Origin of the sequence: Mesorhizobium prunaredense, from assembly GCF_900156895.1 — a bacterium.
GTDB lineage: Bacteria > Pseudomonadota > Alphaproteobacteria > Rhizobiales > Rhizobiaceae > Mesorhizobium > Mesorhizobium prunaredense.
The window spans coordinates 479,573-498,221 of the sequence record NZ_FTPD01000067.1 but is presented as its reverse complement, the minus strand read 5'-3'; the positions used below and the strand labels follow the sequence as shown (position 1 = coordinate 498,221).

General features: G+C 58.3%; 19 protein-coding genes and 1 pseudogene. 5 read left to right on the top strand and 15 right to left on the bottom strand.

The genetic code is table 11. From position 1 onward, the window contains the following. Positions 1-87: 87 nt before the first annotated feature. The 3 genes from BQ8794_RS31660 to BQ8794_RS31650 all read right to left on the bottom strand — a co-directional run bounded on the left by BQ8794_RS31660 (position 88) and on the right by BQ8794_RS31650 (position 3,097). Positions 88-1,014, bottom strand: a complete 927-nt coding sequence (locus BQ8794_RS31660) for a hypothetical protein (protein ID WP_077383385.1) — start codon at positions 1,012-1,014, stop codon at positions 88-90. A gap of 163 nt (positions 1,015-1,177) precedes the next feature. Further along, a complete protein-coding gene (locus BQ8794_RS31655) occupies positions 1,178-1,675 on the bottom strand; it encodes a YciE/YciF ferroxidase family protein (protein WP_027153941.1) in 498 nt (165 codons plus the stop codon). A 462-nt stretch (positions 1,676-2,137) separates the two neighbouring features. Then, positions 2,138-3,097: a glycoside hydrolase family protein gene (locus BQ8794_RS31650; protein ID WP_244555174.1), complete on the bottom strand. Its 960-nt coding sequence runs from the start codon at positions 3,095-3,097 to the stop codon at positions 2,138-2,140. Positions 3,098-3,470: 373 nt separating this feature from the next. On the opposite strand from BQ8794_RS31650, the gene BQ8794_RS31645 reads away from it, so the two are divergent. Together BQ8794_RS31645 and glf are read left to right on the top strand one after the other, a co-directional pair. Further along, the gene (locus tag BQ8794_RS31645; protein ID WP_077383383.1) at positions 3,471-4,643 is read left to right on the top strand and encodes a glycosyltransferase family protein; all 1,173 of its coding nucleotides are present in this window, start codon (positions 3,471-3,473) and stop codon (positions 4,641-4,643) included. A gap of 2 nt (positions 4,644-4,645) precedes the next feature. Beyond that, positions 4,646-5,812, top strand: coding sequence for a UDP-galactopyranose mutase (gene glf / locus BQ8794_RS31640; protein ID WP_077383381.1), 1,167 nt, complete (start codon positions 4,646-4,648; stop codon positions 5,810-5,812). Positions 5,813-5,835: 23 nt separating this feature from the next. On the opposite strand, the gene BQ8794_RS31635 is transcribed toward glf, so the two are convergent. Next, positions 5,836-6,984, bottom strand: a complete 1,149-nt coding sequence (locus tag BQ8794_RS31635) for a glycoside hydrolase family 1 protein (protein WP_077383379.1) — start codon at positions 6,982-6,984, stop codon at positions 5,836-5,838. 490 nt (positions 6,985-7,474) lie between these two features. Here BQ8794_RS31635 and BQ8794_RS36145 point away from each other — a divergent pair, with 490 nt between their 5' ends. Next, positions 7,475-7,693 carry a hypothetical protein gene (locus tag BQ8794_RS36145; protein ID WP_210189881.1) on the top strand — a complete coding sequence of 73 codons (219 nt, stop codon included), beginning with the start codon at positions 7,475-7,477 and terminating at the stop codon, positions 7,691-7,693. A 183-nt stretch (positions 7,694-7,876) separates the two neighbouring features. Here BQ8794_RS36145 and BQ8794_RS36940 read toward each other — a convergent pair. Beyond that, a pseudogene (locus BQ8794_RS36940) lies at positions 7,877-7,975 on the bottom strand (ribonuclease); the annotation flags it as partial. Between the two features lie 277 nt (positions 7,976-8,252). Next, the gene (locus BQ8794_RS31620; RefSeq protein ID WP_077383375.1) at positions 8,253-8,474 is read right to left on the bottom strand and encodes a DUF768 domain-containing protein; all 222 of its coding nucleotides are present in this window, start codon (positions 8,472-8,474) and stop codon (positions 8,253-8,255) included. Between the two features lie 135 nt (positions 8,475-8,609). Here BQ8794_RS31620 and BQ8794_RS31615 point away from each other — a divergent pair, with 135 nt between their 5' ends. Further along, on the top strand, positions 8,610-8,798 hold the full coding sequence (locus BQ8794_RS31615; RefSeq protein WP_077383559.1) for a hypothetical protein: 189 nt from the start codon (positions 8,610-8,612) through the stop codon (positions 8,796-8,798). A gap of 51 nt (positions 8,799-8,849) precedes the next feature. After that, on the top strand, positions 8,850-9,107 hold the full coding sequence (locus tag BQ8794_RS31610) for a ribbon-helix-helix protein, CopG family (RefSeq protein WP_342188950.1): 258 nt from the start codon (positions 8,850-8,852) through the stop codon (positions 9,105-9,107). Between the two features lie 395 nt (positions 9,108-9,502). Here BQ8794_RS31610 and BQ8794_RS31605 read toward each other — a convergent pair whose 3' ends face one another. From BQ8794_RS31605 to BQ8794_RS31565, 9 genes are all read right to left on the bottom strand, one after another. Continuing rightward, positions 9,503-10,303 carry an endonuclease/exonuclease/phosphatase family protein gene (locus tag BQ8794_RS31605; protein ID WP_077383372.1) on the bottom strand — a complete coding sequence of 267 codons (801 nt, stop codon included), beginning with the start codon at positions 10,301-10,303 and terminating at the stop codon, positions 9,503-9,505. Between the two features lie 154 nt (positions 10,304-10,457). Beyond that, positions 10,458-11,918 carry a phospholipase D-like domain-containing protein gene (locus BQ8794_RS31600; RefSeq protein WP_077383370.1) on the bottom strand — a complete coding sequence of 487 codons (1,461 nt, stop codon included), beginning with the start codon at positions 11,916-11,918 and terminating at the stop codon, positions 10,458-10,460. A 147-nt stretch (positions 11,919-12,065) separates the two neighbouring features. Continuing rightward, positions 12,066-12,284 (bottom strand): DUF3072 domain-containing protein, encoded by a 219-nt coding sequence (locus BQ8794_RS31595; RefSeq protein WP_077383368.1) that lies wholly within the window; start codon positions 12,282-12,284, stop codon positions 12,066-12,068. A gap of 266 nt (positions 12,285-12,550) precedes the next feature. Next, positions 12,551-13,138: an ATP-dependent DNA ligase gene (locus tag BQ8794_RS31590; protein ID WP_077383366.1), complete on the bottom strand. Its 588-nt coding sequence runs from the start codon at positions 13,136-13,138 to the stop codon at positions 12,551-12,553. Between the two features lie 387 nt (positions 13,139-13,525). Next, complete coding sequence (locus tag BQ8794_RS31585; protein ID WP_077383364.1) at positions 13,526-13,864, bottom strand: slr1659 superfamily regulator; 339 nt, start codon at positions 13,862-13,864, stop codon at positions 13,526-13,528. 18 nt (positions 13,865-13,882) lie between these two features. Beyond that, entirely contained in the window at positions 13,883-14,443 is a 561-nt protein-coding gene (locus BQ8794_RS31580) for a slr1658 superfamily regulator (protein WP_077383361.1), read from the bottom strand. A gap of 2 nt (positions 14,444-14,445) precedes the next feature. Then, complete coding sequence (locus BQ8794_RS31575; RefSeq protein ID WP_077383359.1) at positions 14,446-16,830, bottom strand: SpoIIE family protein phosphatase; 2,385 nt, start codon at positions 16,828-16,830, stop codon at positions 14,446-14,448. After that, on the bottom strand, positions 16,827-18,005 hold the full coding sequence (locus BQ8794_RS31570; RefSeq protein WP_077383357.1) for a class I SAM-dependent methyltransferase: 1,179 nt from the start codon (positions 18,003-18,005) through the stop codon (positions 16,827-16,829). The genes BQ8794_RS31575 and BQ8794_RS31570 overlap by 4 nt, the downstream gene beginning before the upstream one ends. Then, complete coding sequence (locus BQ8794_RS31565) at positions 18,002-18,523, bottom strand: ubiquinone biosynthesis methyltransferase UbiE (RefSeq protein WP_077383354.1); 522 nt, start codon at positions 18,521-18,523, stop codon at positions 18,002-18,004. The genes BQ8794_RS31570 and BQ8794_RS31565 overlap by 4 nt, the downstream gene beginning before the upstream one ends. Positions 18,524-18,649: the final 126 nt, after the last annotated feature.

Sequence of the window (18,649 nt, the reverse complement as noted above, 5' to 3'; positions counted from 1 at the left end):
ATCGTTGCTGCACTGCACAATAGCAAGGGAGAGCGGCGGGAGATGGAGTCCCGGCCGACCCTCTGGGTCGGCCGGGAGTAGAGGTCTTCAGCCTCGACTAGCTGTGAGATAGAGCGCGTCTTCTTCGTCGTCACGCTGCTTGCCGCCTAACGCAGCCGCTGCGCTGGCGATGAACGCACCGATGATGAGAGAAAGCGCGCCAACCAGCGCGAAGGTGGCGCCGGCTTTTCTAGCTGTGTCGGCTGCTTCCTGTGCTTGGACTTTGGCCGCCTCGACCTGAGCAAGCACCGCATCAACCCGGGCAGTAGCATCCGCTTGCGACAGGCCAGTGCGAGCGGCCACGAGTTGGCCTAGATAAGTCTTGTCGTCGGCCGAGACTTCGCCGGCCGCCGCACTCGTAATGAGGATGCGGGAAGCTTGTGCGGCTGCTGTCGCATCGCTCTCCGCGCCCGGCGCCGCCAGCCTGGAAGGATCGGTCGGGCGGAACAGCGCATCGACGAAATACGACGTCGCATCGCTGCCTCCGTCGCTCCCGGCGTTTGCGGTCGCGCCTGCCGAGGCACCCATTGCTACTCCCGAGGCCACTGTCGAGGCCGCCTGAGCGCCGGTGCCGATTGCCGCGGACAGGGTCGAGCCGAGCACGAACACAACCAGCAGCGTGGCGAGTGCCCAAGCCATAAAGCCGTGTGCGGTATCCCGGAAGAAGGTCTCATCGCTGTGAATGCCGACCCATTTGGTGCGAAGGCGCCCGGTCAGATAGCCGCCCAGACCCGATGACAGCCATTGAACGATGACCAGCCAGATCGCGGTGGACACGGCAAAGGTCGTCACGCTGGCGCTCTCGTTGGACCATGGAGACACCATCGTGAGCCCGAGGCCGGACCCGAGAAGCATCAGGATGAACGTCAGGCTCGAGGCAGCGAAGGCGCCGGCGATGATCGGTCCCCAGTTGACTGCGGATGACGAGGACTCGACCGGCGCGGCGACGTCCGTCCCCAGGATGGTTGATGCCATGAATTCCTCCTACCGCATGAACAGCGCGAGAAGGATGATGATCGGAATAGGAACTCCGAGCAGCCAGAGTAGAATGCCTCGACCCATGATTGTCTCCTATCGAAAGAACGGATGCTGGAAGTAAAACAGCCACCCCAACACAGTTGGGGTGGCTGGTGTGTGATCAGGCGGCCTTGGCCATTTCGTTGGCCGAGGCGTCCGCCAATCCGGTGAGCGCCTCGTCTGTCATAGACTCTTCGCCGAGCGTCTGTTCGATCAGCTTGGCGGCGTCGCTCATGCCCAAAACCTCGGCCCAGCGCTTCAGCGTGCCATAGCGGGTGATCTCGTAGTGCTCGACAGCCTGGGCAGCGGAGATCAGACCGGCGTCCAGTGCGGGAGTTCCCTTGAACTCCTCCATAATCTCCTCGCCCTCCTCGATGATGCCGTCGATCGCGGGACACGTCTTGCCCTGTGCCCGCTTGCCAAGGAGCTCGAAAACCTGCTGCAGGCGCTCGACATGACCGTCGGTTTCGTCCTTGTGCTTCTCGAAGGCTGCCTTCAGATCGGCCGATGAGGCGGCGCGCGCCATCTTGGGAAGCGCCTTCAGGATCTTCTTTTCCGCGTAATAGATATCTTTGAGCGTATCGAGGAAGAGATCATCCAATGTCTTTTCTTTCGCCATGGCGGATTTCCTTTTGGTTCCAGCGTTTTTTTGTTGTCGTTCACGGGGTTGTGAAACGCATGCTCAACAAGCTCGCAACGCCGGAAAGGTTCCTTTGAGACGTCTCGCTGCACGTCACTCTGACTTCGTGGGTCAACCCCTGGTTCAATTCACTTCCCGCTCCGCCAGCCATTTCGCTATCGAGGGATCGCGTGATGCTCTGATACTTGGCGTCTCTATCTATCGAGATTCTTGAGAATATTTTTGTCGGCGCAGCCATGAACGAGCGCGCCTGACCTTGGGGATGCTGCTCGCCAAAGTCGCCGGCGGCGAGACCAGCCCTTCCACCTAAAAGAATTCTCTGCGAGAACGATGTCTCCCGCCAATCGTGACGCCGCCTGGCCTCACCGATCGGGATTGATTGAGGACGCGGCAGCAACCCGATTACAAAGATGATTATCTGAAGTGGGCTGGTCGTCCCTGTTAGGCGACTCGTGAAAGGACTTGCTGATCCAGGTCGCACCTAGCCAGTCCGAAACGCCAGCGATGGTTCGTTGCCTCACGTCTGCTCTGGTAAAACAAGGTCAGTTTCCCGCCGTCGATCATCACTGTCGAATGGCCGTTCTCCCCAGGCTCACCAGGATCAAGCACGGGGCCGACCGACACGTAGGGACCCTGGACCTCGTCGGCGATGGCGAAGAATACGCGCTGACGACTTCCGCGCGGACCGTCGGGAAGGAAGCAGGTGGCGTTGAGAAGCACGCGACCGTCAGGCAATTCGACCAGTTGGGCGCCCTCGATCCCCCATTCGTAGTCCGGATGCTCGCGCGCGTTGTGATGGGGAACGTCGAGATGGTCCAATATCTTACCGAGACGTTTCCACGGCCCGAACCAGGAATCGGATTGGCTGCGCGCCAGATAGACGTCAGGCTGCGGCACCCTGGTGAATTTAGGCATGCCTGAATAGACGATGTAGCGCTTGCCGCCGATGATCGCCGGATGGGGATCGTAGATCCCGTCCTCATCGGTGTCCGGCAGGGACAATATCGCCGGATTCAGCACCACCCAATGAAAGCCATCATTGGACACCGCATGCTCGCAACGTCCGCCGGACTTCATGAATTCGGTCTGGATGAACATGTGGAAAACGCCGCACTCATGGATGACGCCGGGCGCCGCTATGCCCGATCCGGTTACCGCCAAGTCGAGCGCCTCATGCTCAGTCCACGGCCCATAAAGGTCCGGAGCCGTGGCATGTAGTATTTTCCAGCTCTCGGTCGTGACAGTGCCGCTGGAACCGAAGACGTGCCAAAGCGTGCCGTCGAACACCGGACAAGGATCCTTCAGATCATCCACGGACTGCGGGTGAAACAACGGAAAGACGTTGGTTTCAAAGTTAAACTTCATTCCTTGCGGCTCTCTCACGGTGGCTGCCTGGCCCATGCGTTGGGCCATTTGTGGCGACCAAAACGAATCATGCGCAGCTCATTAACTTTTATACCTGCGCTCATGAATGGTTGTTGAACGACTGAGCGGATTTCAGCCGTTCTGTGGCAATGCGCCACATTTGGCGAGATCTGAAGCTGCAAGGGCCCCCGCCTTGGCCGAGGCGCTGTCCGTCGGGTGTTGGTAGCAGCGCCGCTTCTCTTCGAACAAGTGCGCTAGTGGCCGGCTCGGCGGCTCCAGCCAATTAAAATCCGTGGAACAACTTACTCAAATGAAAGTTAGATGTACGGATGAAGGCTTCAGCAGGAGCGATCTTCGGTTAACATATGTTAATCTGAGAATTGTAAACTATAACTAAAGGGATTCTTACATGAAAATAGCGGGCGGCAAAAAAAATAAACCAAATATCCCCCTAAAATCGTCTATTTTACTTTGCTTTTCTCACCTCAGGTGGGATTTCGTACACCAACGCCCGCAGCATATTCTGACGCACGCCTCAAAACAGCAGCAGCTAATTTACTTTGAGGAGCCGGTCTACGAGGAAACACGCTATCCTTCGATGCGGGTGAACGATCCGTCTGCAATGATCACAATCGTAACCCCGGTTCTTCCGGTCGGCATTTCCGCAACAAAGGCAGACGCCATCCAGCGCAGGTTCGTCGACCAGATCGTCAACTCAACTCCGCATGACCGGCTGACTATATGGTACTACACGCCCATGGCGCTGCGTTTCAGTGACCATCTAGTCTGCGATGTATGCGTCTACGACTGCATGGATGAACTCTCCGCCTTCAAGAACGCACCGGCAGAGTTGACGCAGATGGAAAAAGCGCTGTTCCAGCGCGCTGATGTCGTGTTCACGGGCGGGCAGAGTCTGTACGAGGCCAAACGAAGCCTCCATAGGTCGATTTTTCCCTTCCCCAGCAGCATCGACGTTGCGCATTTCCACAAGGCAAGAGAGCCCGGCGATGACCCTGTAGACCAGGCAGACATACCTCAACCGAGAGTGGGCTTCTTCGGCGTGATCGACGAACGGCTCGACGTTGAAATGATCGCACAGGCGGCTGCGGCAATGCCCGAAGTGCATTTCGTCATGCTCGGCCCGGTGGTCAAGATCGACCCGCTAAGCCTGCCGCGCGCAAGTAACTTGCATTGGCTGGGTGCCAAGTCCTACGCCGACCTGCCTCGCTATCTCGGGCATTGGAGCGCCGGCTGGATGCCCTTCGCGCTCAATGAGGCGACACGCTATATCAGCCCGACCAAAACTCCTGAGTTCCTGGCCGCCGGGCTGCCGGTGGTCTCCACGGCGATTGTGGACGTCGTGCGCACCTATGGTGCTGAAGGCCTGGTCGACATCGTCGACGCCGAAGATATCGAAACCAAGCTTCGGTCCGTTCTGTCACGTCCCCGGAATTTCCTGCTGAAGGAAGTCGATGCCTACCTCGCTAACATGTCCTGGGAACGAACGTGGGAAGCAATGGCTGCCCATATTCAGCGCGCCTATGCAATGAAAAGCATTGTGCCTTTGCGCCGGGGAGCCTGACCATGTTCGATTGGTTGATTGTCGGCGCCGGCTTCGCTGGCAGCGTGCTCGCCGAACGCATCGCATCGCAACGGCATGAAAGCGTCCTGCTCATCGACCGGCGAAATCACATCGGCGGCAACGCTTATGACTGTTACGACGAAGCGGGAATTCTGGTCCACCGCTATGGGCCGCATATATTCCACACCAACGCCCGATCGATCATCGACTATCTCTCGCAATTCACCGAATGGAGGCCTTACGAACATCGCGTACTGTCTTCGGTCGACGGAAAACTGCTGCCGATACCGATCAACCTCGACACGATCAATCGCCTGTACGATCTTGAATTGACGCCCGAGCAGTTGGAGGAGTTCTTCGCATCCCGGCGAGAAACGGTCGAGGAAGTCCGAACCGCCGAAGACGTGGTTGTGAGCACCGTTGGCAGAGAACTCTACGAACAATTCTTTCGCGGCTATACAAGGAAGCAGTGGGGCGTCGATCCGGCCCAACTAAGCAAGTCCGTGACTGCGCGGGTCCCTACCCGAACCAACCGCGATGATCGCTACTTTGGCGACACTTTCCAGAATATGCCGGCTGGCGGGTATACACGCATGTTCCAGCGCATGCTGGACAACCCAAGGATCAAGATCATGCTGCAGACCGATTATCGCGAAATTCGCGACAAGATCCCCTTTCAGCGGATGATCTACACCGGGCCGATTGATGAATATTTCGATTGGAGCCTTGGTCGTCTGCCTTATCGGTCACTGCGGTTCGAACACGCGACGCTTGATTGCGAGCAGTTTCAGCCGGTCGCCGTTGTCAACTATCCGCAGACGGAAAACTATACCCGCATTACCGAGTACAAGCATCTGACCGGTCAGCAGAGCCCGAAGACCAGCCTGACTTACGAATATCCAACCGATATCGGCGATCCCTATTACCCGGTGCCGCGGGCGGAAAACGAGGCGCTGTACAAACGCTATGAAGCACTGGCAGCGGCGTGCTCCGACGTGTGGTTCGTCGGGCGCCTAGCCACGTACCGCTACTACAATATGGATCAGGTCGTCGGTCAAGCTTTGGCGACGTTCGCGCGCATTCAACAGAGCCTGCCGGCAACCGGCACCGTGCAGATGCTTACGCAGCGGACGATGCTCGGCCAACATTCGGAGCAGTTCCCCACCTAAGTGGCCCGCTCCTTCTTCGACCGCTACGAAACACCTGCCGCGAACAATCTGCGCTGGCGATCCAATTCATCGGCAACCGGCTGGCGAAGACTGCGCGAACCGTCGGCATGAATCGTAGAGAACAAGCCGACTTCCGCGTGGCGCAAATTGTCCCAGCCGGGATACGCGGTCACCGGGTACAGACATATACCCTGAACCGGGGCACCACGGCTCATTGCGTCACGGACCTCATCGCAAACATAATGGAGCCATGCCGGCCGGCCTGATCCTTCAGCGCCTGTCTCGGCGATGAACATGGGCTTTCTGTAGCGCTCTGCGACTTCGACCAACATTTCGGAAAGCGCCCGATATTCGTGGTGGCCCATCGGTATCGTTGGCCCCTGAAAGTACCATTGGTTGTGCGGATAAAAGTTAAGTCCGATGACGTCGACACAGTCCTCGCTGCCGCCCAATTCAGGCTCGGCACGGCCCGTCAGCATGTCATAGGCTTCAAACTGGCCCTGACGAACATTTTCCGCGCGCCGCTGCTCGGCACGACTATGGTCACGGGGCGCAACATGAATTAGCGGTTCAGCCCATATGAACCGGCAATCAGGTTCGGCATCGCGCATCGCCTTGACGCCGGCAACCGCTGCCCTCACAAGCTGTCGCTTGAACCATCCCCGCTTCTTCGGCCCCACGCGTGGGAAATAGCCGACCTCTATCGCCCATGCGAAAAATGAGATCTCATTGATCGGGCACACCAAGGGAGCTACTCCCGTGACGGAGCGGTGGACCCGGACAGCTTCAGCGGCGAAGCGGACATAGGCTTCTGTAAAGTCTGGGGCGCCTTGGTCTACGTGATCTGGTGAGCCATAGTGGAAGATATCCCAGACGACCTGCACCCCCGCCGCGTGGGCTGCTTCGATCATTGAGATCCAACCCGACCAGTCGAAGACTCCTGGCGCTGTTTCAATCAGGTGCCAGCGCAAGCCGTCGCGGATCGTGCGAAGCCCAAGGGCAGCACAGCTGCGATAGTCGCCGAGAGCATGTTTGTCGTGTGCGGTTGCGCGATTCAAATCGAGGCGCACTCCGTCGCCGCGCCGATGCGAGGAACATTCGAAGCCAGCCATGAAGAAACTGGCAAACTCGGACGGATATTCGCCTGGCAGACGCGCCGGCTCGTTGCTCATAAGTGCAACCCGTCGGCCAAGGCTCGCGCCAGCGCTCCCGCTAGGCGATCGGCCATTGCTAGTTTCGACCTCCACCACAATTTCATTCGGGCCGCCATCACGTCGCCTGAGTGGTACGGGTGCAAGCGTCGAATGTTGACCAAGCGAGCGTGAGCGGAGCCGAGTCCAGGTATTGTCGGTGAGCAGAGGTCGACCTCAGGATGACAGACTGGCGCTCTCAAGCCGAGCCTCGTTGATCGTCGTCGCGCTGCATGGTCTCTCCTAATGGAATCCGAGGAAGGAGAATATCGCAAGCACGACAACGATACATCCGATGAGATGGCGCAATCTCCCCCACATTGCGTACCGAACTTGCCTGCGACCGTGAGGTTCCCCTTCGGCTGAAATATTTCTGGTTGGGCGGGCGACCCGCTAACTTACTGTCGCCTGCGGCGACGATTCCCAGGCAGTGGTCTGGCTGGTTCGCCGCGACACGATCGGGCGAAACGGTATGCTTCGTGCCGGCGCTGTGCCGGTTCCGGCTGCCTTGGAGCTGCCCGGGTTGGCTCGCGGCACCTATCGCGTCATCGCCTGGGGTACCAACGCCGGCAGGCAAACAGCGGAATGGCAAGCGAATTCGGACGGCTGGCTGAAGCTTGATGTGCCGCCGTTCTCCGCGATGTCGCGCTTGCCATCCGCGGGGTCTGAGCAGGATGGGGACTGCGCCTGAAGGTATTCATACGCTCGCGATCTGACTTGCCATAGCCCATGATGAGCCGTCCTTGCAAACTCGTCGCCAATGCTGATGTCAGTGATTGCGCCAAGCGAAGTTGCGCGGAGATTCCAAGTGATCTGCGCGCTGAGTGTTGTGCTCGCCCGAACGCGACTGCTGGTCGGCGGCATCGGCCGATCCGCCCAGCGTGTCGGCGACCGTGGCACCTCGCGCACCCATCGGCTGCTGCGCACCTGTGGTGGTGTCCTTGGCAGTCTGATGCTCCATCTCGGCATTCACTGGCAAAAAAAAGAAGTTGCTGTTGGCAAGGGATCGGCGATCTGCAAGGTTGATTGCAAATCCATCGGAAAGCGCGGCGGAACCGAACGCCAGTACGCGCGGTTAGCGCGGCCGGCGTCGGACGCTGTTATGCCGACTGGACCCAATTACTACGAACGCTCGACGGCAAATGTCGGCGCGTCATCTCCCTCCCGGCCTGGAGAAATTCGACGACGGCAAAGCCCTGCCATACGCGTTCACCTGCGCGCGCTTCAGGCGGGCGCCCGTGGATGACCCATTACTCCGACAATCCCGGGTCGAAATGCACGATGGCATTAAGGATGGTGCGGTAGAGACTGTCGACGTCCTCGTCGATCTCTTCACGCCTGATGCCCACTGACTTCGCGTCGGCAAACAGCTTGTGGGTCAGCTCATTGATCGAAATCACATCCGGCCGGGCCGTTTTAGGAACGCTGTTCGCAATCCACTTGTGCAGGAAAGTGATGCCGCGTGCGCTCATCTGGGCATAAGCTACCGAACGGACATTAGTTCCAGCTTGAACACGAACAACAGAGCGGACGAACGAATTTCGGAACAAGAGGAACAAGGCGCTATGTCGCAAGTTGGGTTCCGTAGTGGGAAGGAACATCTAACCATGGGCGAAGATAGAAAAAGTGAACCCGAGCGGCAAAAGGAACTCCAGGCGCAGGCGCTCGCACGTGAAACCGGGATCACCCGGGATCAGGCTCTCACGCTCATAGAATTGCTAGGAACGGATCGATCATCACTGCTGCGCGAGGCCAACATACTGAAGAATCGAAAGCCGCCCAGCAGTGCACCATGACGAACCACAAGACGGGCAGCTATCACTGCCACTGACTATGCGGCCCTCTGAATGACCCGCCTGTCTGTTTCGGAAGAGCTTGAAAGCGCCGCCGACCCCATCGCCGATATGTCGCGCGCGGATCTCCGGGTCGTCCTGCGTCGCGCTGCATTGATGCTTAGAAACGTCTCCGGCGTGCCGCTGGAGCCAGCCACCGCAGACACGCTCGATTCCATCGCTGCCGAGATGGGAATCGGCCGATCCGACCTCATCCAGATCGTGTTGCGCGAATGGCTGGAACCAACGCCTATCTGCCGGTCCGGGCGATAGACGAGGAAAGCGAGACGGACGGCGGCGCGTAGGCTGGGACGCGACCTCTATGCAGAAGACCCGCCGCTACATTTGCGAAGCGACGGGCCTCCGCCCCGTTCCCCCATACCTGACCATGCAACTGCCGTGCCAGACTTATTGACCCATCGCAGGACACTTTATGGCTTCTGCGCAGCGGAATTACCGACACGTACTTCGTTCGCATGTTTCGATTGCATTAGCATTGACTCACGTATTCACCAGCCACGTGAGCACGCCCCCCGAAGGCTCGCTGGTCAGGCCCAGCGGCCTCCCCCCGCAACCAAAGCCGCTGGGCCGCCCCCGCTCCGCTAGTCTTAGTCTAGACTAGAGCTTCCCTTTGAACCGATCTCCATCCATGGGGCTGGGCAGCTACATCATAGGTGAACGAATCCTGTAAGCGGTAGATGATCGGAGGCGACCCGCGAAAGCGGCGTGTCATGGGCTTCGACGGTTGAGATCATTCCGTGTCGATTTGCCATGATCCGGTCGAGCGACAGCAGCGGCAGACTCGATGGAAAGGTGGGGACCGCCGGCGGCGCGGGACCGAAAGTCGTGTGCAGCGTATTCAGCGCGGAACGGTTTCCGAGTCGCCATTCGTTCAAATCGCCGAGCAGCAGTGTTGGTTTTTCGTCCGGTCTGTTCATGATTTCGAGCACGACACGGGCCTGTTCGGAGCGCGATCGGCGCAGCAAGCCGAGATGGGCTGCGATAATGCGCAGAGTTCGTTTCTCGTCCAGATCGATTTCGGCAACCAGGGCTCCGCGCGGCTCCAGCCCCGGGAGCTTTATCTGATGGACATTGCGAACGATGCCCCGTTTGAAAAGCAGAACGTTGCCGTGCCAGCCGTGCCCTTTGCCGTTTCCGGACACCGGCACCGGCACCAGGCCTGTTTCCAATTCGAGACGCAGCAGATCCAGAAGGCCGGCACGATCTCCAAAGCGATTGTCCGCTTCCTGCAACGCAATGACATCCGGGCCGATTTCCCGGATGACGCGACCGATTCGTTCGGGATCGAATTTTCTGTCGACGCCCACGCATTTGTGAACGTTGTAAGATGCGACCAGAGTCCCCGCGGGGCGTGTCGCTTCGGACGGCGCAGCCTTCGCCTTCTGCTTTTTTCTGTCGCGAATGGATTTGAGCACACTTGCAGGAAAGCTATGTCCAGTTCTTTGCATGAGTCTGCTGCTCGTCCTCACTACCTTCAAGACTTAGCTTTGTCTCACTCAAACAGGATCTGCAATCGCTGCTTCCCTGCCCTGACGAGATGCGGCGCTCAAAAGGAGCGATGGCTGCGTCACCCGAATTCCCCCCGGCAGAACGAGAAAGCCTCTAAAGGTAGGGCGATCCCAGCCACAACACTCGGTCGAACAGGCGGACGATGAATGGCCGGGCTCTCAAGGTTTCGATCGTTACAGACGCGGCGGAGGCGATTGCCGATCCGATCCGCGCTTCAATCTCCACGGCAAAGCCTGCATCAAGAACCTCTATATCAATCTCAAAATTCAGCCGCAGGGACCGGGCATCAAGATTGGAGGATCCTATATAAGCCCAAACTCCATCGACCGACAGCAGCTTCGAATGATCGAACGAGCCCTCCGTGCGCCATACGCGGCAATAGTGCTTCAGGACCTGATCGAATTGCGCCGTCATCGCCCGGTCGACAAGGAAGAGATTGTTCACCGCCGGTACCACGATGTCGATCTCGACGCCTCGCCTGGCCGCGGTCGTCAGCGCGCTGATCAGTTCCCGATCCGGCAGGAAATAGGGCGACATGATGCGGATCGATTTGCGGGCGACGGAAAATGCCCCGATCAGCAAGTTGTGGTTCGTTTCGATGCTGGCATCCGGCCCGGATGCAACCGCTCGCGCCAGCATCGGTTGTCCGGGAGCCGCGGGAAGCGTGGCCACTTGCCAGGTGTCGTCTTTCAGGAGCTCGCCGCTCACGAAGCGCCAATCTTCGGCGGCAACCGAAAAAAGTTCGGCCACGACCGGCCCGGTGACCTGAAAATGCGTGTCCCTCGCGCTGGAGGAGCCGGCGAACTCGGCTGAGAATCCCTTTCGGATGTTCATCCCTCCGGTGAACGCAATCGTGCCGTCGACGACCAGGATCTTCCGGTGCGTTCTGAGGTTGGCGTAGGGAAGACGCAGGCCCATGACAATGTTGCCGTTGAAGAGGTCTGCTGTGATTCCTGCCTCTCGCAGACGCCCAAGAATGCTGGGGACGGAGTAACGCGCCCCGACGGCGTCGATCAGCACGCGAACGCTGACACCCCGCTGGACGGCTCCGGCGAGAGATTCCACGAAAAGCCGCCCGACATCGTCATTGTCGAAGATGTAGGTCTCGAGAAGGATAGTGCGTTGAGCGCCATCAATCGCTCGGCACATTGCGGCATAGGCCTCGTCACCTGTCTCCAATATCGCAATCGCGTTTCCCGAGGTCAGGGGACGCCGGGCCACCCTGTCGCCCAATGTCTTCAGGCCGGTGAAGCGTTGGCCGTACCGCTCGGCAATCAATTCCTCGGCGGCAATGTTGCGCTCATGTTTTGCGGAAGCCGCCTCGCTGGAAAGGGGCCGCATGGCGCTGATCGTTGCACGACGGATGCGGTTTATGCCGGCAACGGCGTAGATGATCGCGCCAAGGAATGGCGACAGGAACATCACGCCGACCCAACCTGTGGCGGCGCGGACGTCTTCCTTCGTCATTATGGCGTGGACGATGCCGATGGCCGCCATCACCACCGGAATGATCGCGAGGATCTGGGGCCAATGAGTCATTAAGGTCTGCAACATCGCCAGGACTATCCAGCGAGCGGTTGCAGAACGCAATGCAGCTCATTCCCGGCGTTGATACTCAACAGACCCAGAGCGAAGAGCGCTGTCGCCTGGTTCGATGGAACGGCCCCCCGGTCGCTGGAGACCAACAGCCACGAGCGGGCACTACAGGCCTAACTTCTCCCGGAGTGCATCAATGCGTTTAGAGGCGTCCGCCTTGCTGAGGCCGTCAGCATAGGCGTCAGGGTCGTCGGCCTGTTCGGCCAAAGTTCTCAAATAGGAGGCTTGTGCGGGGGTCATGGGATCATCTCCGCTGATCCAATCTTCCGGGTCCTTTTCGACATTTGCCGGTGCCTCGATTTTTGGATTGTGCCGGTCACTCATGATCAATCTCCCTTGATGATCACCACAATGAGAATGAATCATGATTTGTTCCGCCAGATTGGTATGCGTGTCGCCTCCGCCCGCGCAGGCCGGTTACGCAGCAAGCGGAGCGAATCTCTTCTTGGCTATTTCATAGCGTGGATACCTATTGTGGTAATCTTGCACGACCTCAAATCGGTGAGGACGCCCCGTGAGCAGCGATCAGGGCCATTGGAGCCGTACCTAGCTCATAAACGAACCCCAACTCGGGAGTCGGCTTCTTCGAATTATTTGGCCTTCAGCCATGTGTTCGACAGTCCGCTCCTGTAGCGGCTGTCGGCGCGCTTCGAGATAATTCCATTGAGCCCGATCTTCTCGACGGTGCGGAAGAGCGCCAGCGCACTGCCCTCGAAGTGCTCACTGTATTGGATCTTGCCGAGGCCAGGCTCAACCAGTTGCCATAGCGCCTGCTTGCGCTGCAGCAGCGGCAAGGAGATTAGATCGCGGCCGTCGAGATGGAGGATATCGAAAGTGACGAACACCAGCCGGCTCGGCTCGTTCCAGATCGCGGCTTCCAGCGCAGGGCAATCGAAAGCGCCCTGCTCGCCGGGAACAATGACCTCGCCGTCGAGAATGGCAGTCCGGCATGGCAGATCGACGGCTAGTGCGATTGGCCAGTATTTCGTGGTCCAGTCACGGCCGTTCTTGCTGTAAAGACGCACGCCGCCATTATCGATGATGATCTGGGTTCGATAGCCGTCAAGATTGGCCTCGTGGACCCAGCCCTCATCTTCAGGCGGCCGCCCGACCCGAGTCGGGATCTGCGGCGGAAGAAACTTCAGCCGGCCGCCATTGACCTTGGCACGCTTACTCAATGACGCCACCTTTGACCGCGCAGCGGCGGCTAATCGGCACAGGCAGCACGACATCACCCCAACATGATGCCTGCCACCTGTGCCGAGCCCCCGCCAAGCCCCCGCCAAGCCATTGCAAGCATCTACGCACGAGGCCGATCTGTCGTTAGCTTTGCATCCTAATACTTATCCTGGCGTACATATCTTGCTCGGCGCGGCGCTCTTGCACCGTTCCCGACCGGCTTATTGGGTCCGGGATTTGCGCCAGCCTACGCAGCCCTTGGCTAGAGCGGTTCGTCATTTCACGGAACCGCAGAACCGCTCTATCTCTTTATTTCTTGACTGCAATTCCGGACGGAAAACCGTTCGCACTTTTCCTGGAATTGCACTGATTGCGGACTAGCTTGGTCAGTCCAACAAAAGCACCACAGCGGGGTGCAGCTTCTTCAGATTCGGCAATGATTTCGACTGCCAGGGTATGTCGGGCGTTCCACGCACGACGAGTCGAACATCGGGATGCTTGCGCACCTCGATGGTAAATTTCGCCAGCAGGTTGATGCCGGAAGAGTTGAGGAAGTGAAGGTCCTTCAGATTGAGCGTAATAGAAGCGGGATTCGAGGCAAGAACACTGGCCGCCAACGCCGTGATAGGCGCACCGGCGTCGGAACTGGCAAGCCGCATTGCACCGTCGAAGAAAATTTCGCTTCCTTCAGTCCACACGCGGTAGTCGTCTGTCTTGATTTCCATAGCCTGGCTTCGTTTCATTTAGTTGTGAATTTGCGAGATCGGAATAGAGGCATATGTCTCCACGCAAATCCGATCGCTTTCGTCGGCGGCGCTGAATATCCAAGCCAGGCGTGCGCCGTAGTCGCTCATCAACGTCAGCAATCCGAGTCCGGAGCCTGTCACCTCGGGGTTCGCGGCATTCAGCTCAATTCGCTGTATCAGCAGGTCCACTGGGTCGCCAGCCGTGATGTCCGCCAGGAGGTTTTGGAACCCAGACGCAATTTTACCATCGACGTCATTCGACACCTTGAGCTTGAAGCACTCCGAATCCATCGACGCCTCGATCAGGATCTCGCCCGGTGCACGAAACTTGACGGCATTTTCGATGAGCTCGTTGACCAGATAGACGATGCTGTGCCGCACTTCCATGTAATCATTGCGGGACGACCGGAAGCGCAACGCGAAAACATCGGCGATGAAGTCCGAGGTCGTGGCACAATGACGCCAACTCAAATCGAGAGGTCCGTCGAACAGCCGTACGCGACTGACGCTCTCCTTAATCCCGATTGCAATGTCAGGCGTACCGAACAGCGTTGTCATTGCTATGTGTGCCTTATGATCACGAGGGTGATGTCATCGTGGATCTTCTGGATCCCGATATGGGCCATCAGATCGTCGATGATCCCAGTCTTGATGTCCTCGGCGCTGCTGCCGTGACGTCTTTGTACGCTCTGGCTGAGGCGCTCGAACCCGAACAACTTTCTTTCGTGGTTTTCCGCCTCGGTCACACCGTCGGTGTGCAGCACGATCACGTCGCCGCTTCCGAACAGGATGTCACGCGTGGCAATGAACTTCGAGATGTCATTCTCCAGGCCAACCGGCAGACCCAGATCAATCGTATCGATACGTTCGACTTCCCCATCCGCACGCACGACAAGAACGTCCTCATGCTGGCCGGATAGCGTTACCCGCTCATCTTCGAAGTCAAGAAAGGCCAGCGAGAGATGCTTGTCGGTGTTCGTCCGCTCGATGTTCTTGTAGATCGCTCTGTTCAGCCGATCCAGAAACTGGTGCGGATTCGCTTCGTCGGTCTCCTGCAGCGCGCGTGCAACGGATTGGACCATCAGCATCAGCACGCCGCTCTCAAGACCATGACCGGTCACGTCGCCGATGCCGATCTTGACCCGTGACCCGTTCTGCAGGACGTCATAGTAGTCGCCGCCAACCTCGTCAGCCGGACGCATGTAGGCTGCGATCTCCAGCCCAGGAATCGCTTCGAGTTCGAATTGTTTCGGCAGGACCATCATCTGGATCTGCCTGGCAACCGCGAGCTCGGCACCGAGGCGTACGTTCTCGTCTCGCAGCTTTTCGTTGAGTGCCGAAATCTCCTGGTTGGCGTCCCCGAGCTCCCTGGTTCGTTCGTCGACGAGCTGCTCGAGGTTTTCCGTGTGAAAGCTGATCTGCTCAGCCATCCGGTTGAAAGCGACCCCCACCGCTCCAACCTCGTCGCGCGTCGGAATGCTTACCCGGACTGAATAGTCTTTCGCCTGCAACCGCTTGGCGGCCCCGGCAAGCGCACTGAGGCCTGCAGTGATCCGCTTTGAAATTCCGAAGACAGCCAAAAAGACGATCAGGAGCGAAACGATAACTGCGATGACTTGGGTGATCAGGATCCGGTTGGTTGCGCTGGAAATGCTCTGCTGCGCTGCAAGGAGGGAAGCATAAATTTCCCGTTCGGGGACGACGAAGCCAAGCATCAGAGTTTCGGCCGTGATGGACCCCGTACTATTCCAGAGATTGACTGGGTTTAGTCGGCGAAGTGCGACGATGTACGGTTGGGCTTTGCCGTTTTCCTCAATCGAAATATGCTTAATGACTGTCTTGTCGTCGGCGGGAAGTTCGAGCGCTGCGACGGTCGCGTGCGTACTCTTTTTGAGCGAGCGATCGAGGCCGGTAACGCCTTGACCTGCCGCACCACTTGCGATCTTGAGCCCGAGCATTTTCTCGCCTTCAGGCTTGATCGCGAGCACATTGCCGTTCGACATGGTGAGAAAACCGAAGCCCGTATCGGCGACCTTCACGCTTTCGACGATGTCAGCGAGTTGATCGAGCGTAACGTCGGCAGCGACCATGCCGGCGACATTACTGCGGTCTTTCGTCCAGAGTGGGTGGAAGAAGCTCACTATGAGCTTGCCGGTAATCGCGTCGATATAAGGAGCAGTCGCAGTGATGTCATCGCCCTTTACGGGGCGCGAATCGGGCTCCCTGATCCAGCCTTCCCAGCCTTCATAGACGCCAGGAAAGAAGAAATCCCAGAAATTCGCTTTGTCGTGGCCTGGATAAAGCTTGTCGAAGGTCTGCGCCTGATCGGAATAAGGAATCGTGCGCATGATCGGCCCTGCCTTCGGCCCTACGTAGTAGACCTGCAGCTTCTTGGCGCCAGTTGACATCTGGCTTGTGCCAAAAATATCGAAGATCGCACTCTCCTGAATGTCGCGGAGAATTTCGGGCTTCGGTTGGTGATCAGCGGAGAGGAGATATCCCCAGACACTCATGACCGAAGGTGACCCTTGCCGGGTCTGTACCCAGTTTCCCGTGGCGTCATATGCAAGCGGCGCATTAAAATAGGGGTTCTTCGCCAACGCCCTGCCGATCGCATCTTTTGCTTCCGGATAATCTATTAGTCTCTGCATGGAGGCTGCAAGTGCGGTCACCTCGGAGTGCATGCGGCCGAACAGGAGATCGGCGCGCAGCGCCGTCGTCTCGATATAGTTCTGGAGGTATTCCTGGCTTGCCTTGGTGAGGCCGCTCTCGATCTGGTGCGTCGCGTCCCGGGAAAGCCGGTTCACATTCCACAGCGCGACGCCGCCGCCGACGAGGAGGTCGAACAGCACCGCCCCACCCACAACGATCAAGAATTTAGCGCGGAAGCTGTTAAGCCGGAGGACAGGCCAGGGTCTGGGCGGTGTTGCATCCAAATCGGTCATAGCGGCTTGCGTCCCGATGCAACCCAGATCGGCCAGCCGGCATAGCCCTTGGAGTGGAGCGCAGCGAAGATGTGGTCCTGGAAGCCCTGTCGGAACCGCCTGATAAACGCCGGTGTGTCACCTCGCTTGGTAGCCATCTCGCCTGCATAAACATTCTCCCATGCCGCTATGACGTCCGCGAAGTCCTGTGGATCGCCGTCGTGGTTGGTGACCATGAAGGACTCGACCCGAATGTCTTCGAGCCCCGCTTCGGTCAGGTAGCGTTTGCTCTTCGGGCCGAGCTCAATATCCATCTGGAAGTGCGCCCACAGCTTGGCGACCTCGTTATAGGTCCACTGGATGCTGTCGGCGCGTGGTTCGCCCAGGCAGTGCGAATTTTTTTCATTGGTGATGTAGACACGTCCGCCCGGCTTGCAGATGCGAAACAGTTCCCTGAGGATCAGTTCGGGCTTGTTGAACACCTGCAGCGAATGGCGGCACGTGACGAGGTCGAACTGATTTTCCTCGAGCAGCATTTCTGATGCATCGCCATAAGTGTACTCGATGCCCTTGATATCGAACTCCGCAGCCACGTTTCGCGCATAGGCGAGGCTCGACCTGGAGTGGTCGAGGGCGACGATCCGCGATGGCTGGAACTCCTTCTGCACGAGCACGGCGAAATCACCTATGCCGCAACAGATGTCGGCCATCACGATCCCGGGCCTCATGCCGTGTCGGGGCAAGATTGCGCGCTCGTGGCGCCAGGTCATCTTTGTTTGTGTGCGCAGGATCGGCACGAACCCGCCTTCCTCAAGGAAGCCCTGCCCCGGATAGAATTCGCTGTCATACTCCTCGACCGTGATGTTCGGTTCGATTCCGCTCAAGCGACCGAACTTTCGTGACGTCCATCCGACGACGCTTGACGTGATGACGATGAATTTGAGATCGGGTCGAGCCCGACAAGCGTCGAGAATGATCCTCGAAAAGGCGTGAAACGCAGCGTTGTTCATCTGAGTCAGACGTCTGACATTGACGTAGAGAACGCCGCGCACACGGCCGATCGCATCGCGAAGCAATGCTATGCTGGGTCCAAGTTCATCGATTGCCTGAGGCCGGACCACCCCCGATATGGAGAACTCCTGATTGTTGGCGTCGTATTGCGCCTTGAAACGTGGGAGAAGGTCGTAAGGGTTCAATTTTGCAAGCCCTCGAGCGGGAGATCCACGACAAGCTTGATCGCATCACCGTCGGCTTCCTCGACCCTGAGTGTCGCGTTGTAGTCGATGGCCAGTTCCAAAAGAACCACCTCCCGGCTCGGGGCGAGATCCCCGGATACCGAATTGAGATATCGCTCCCGGACCTCGGATCCTGCGACCAGCGACACAGCTTGTTCGTAGAATTGACGCTCCTCTGGCACGCAAGGGAATGTCAACTCGATCCTGTCCGTCGCGCCATGGCGAGACACCCTGCATGCCAATTCGCCGTCGGCATGGCGCGTACGAAAGGCGACTTCCAGCAATTCGTTAAAGGCGGAAGAAAAGAGATTTGAATGCCGGACCGAGTCTGACCTGTTTTGGCTGATCATCCGGGCCATGTATGTCGAGACATAGTCGCAATGTTTCCAGGCGGAGACAAAAGCTTTGATTTCCATGTCGATCTGAATCATCGGCTCAAAACTCGGCTCGCCAGCCAGGTCATGATGAACAGTTCCCATCGGCATCCTTACTTGTTCCATCAGTGTTGAGCCCTCGCGGGGTGATGGCCTCCGCGACGAAAAGTCTTACCGCGCCCGTGATGAGTCAGTCTCGCACTAACTCGAAGAATTGCGCGGTATCTGCCT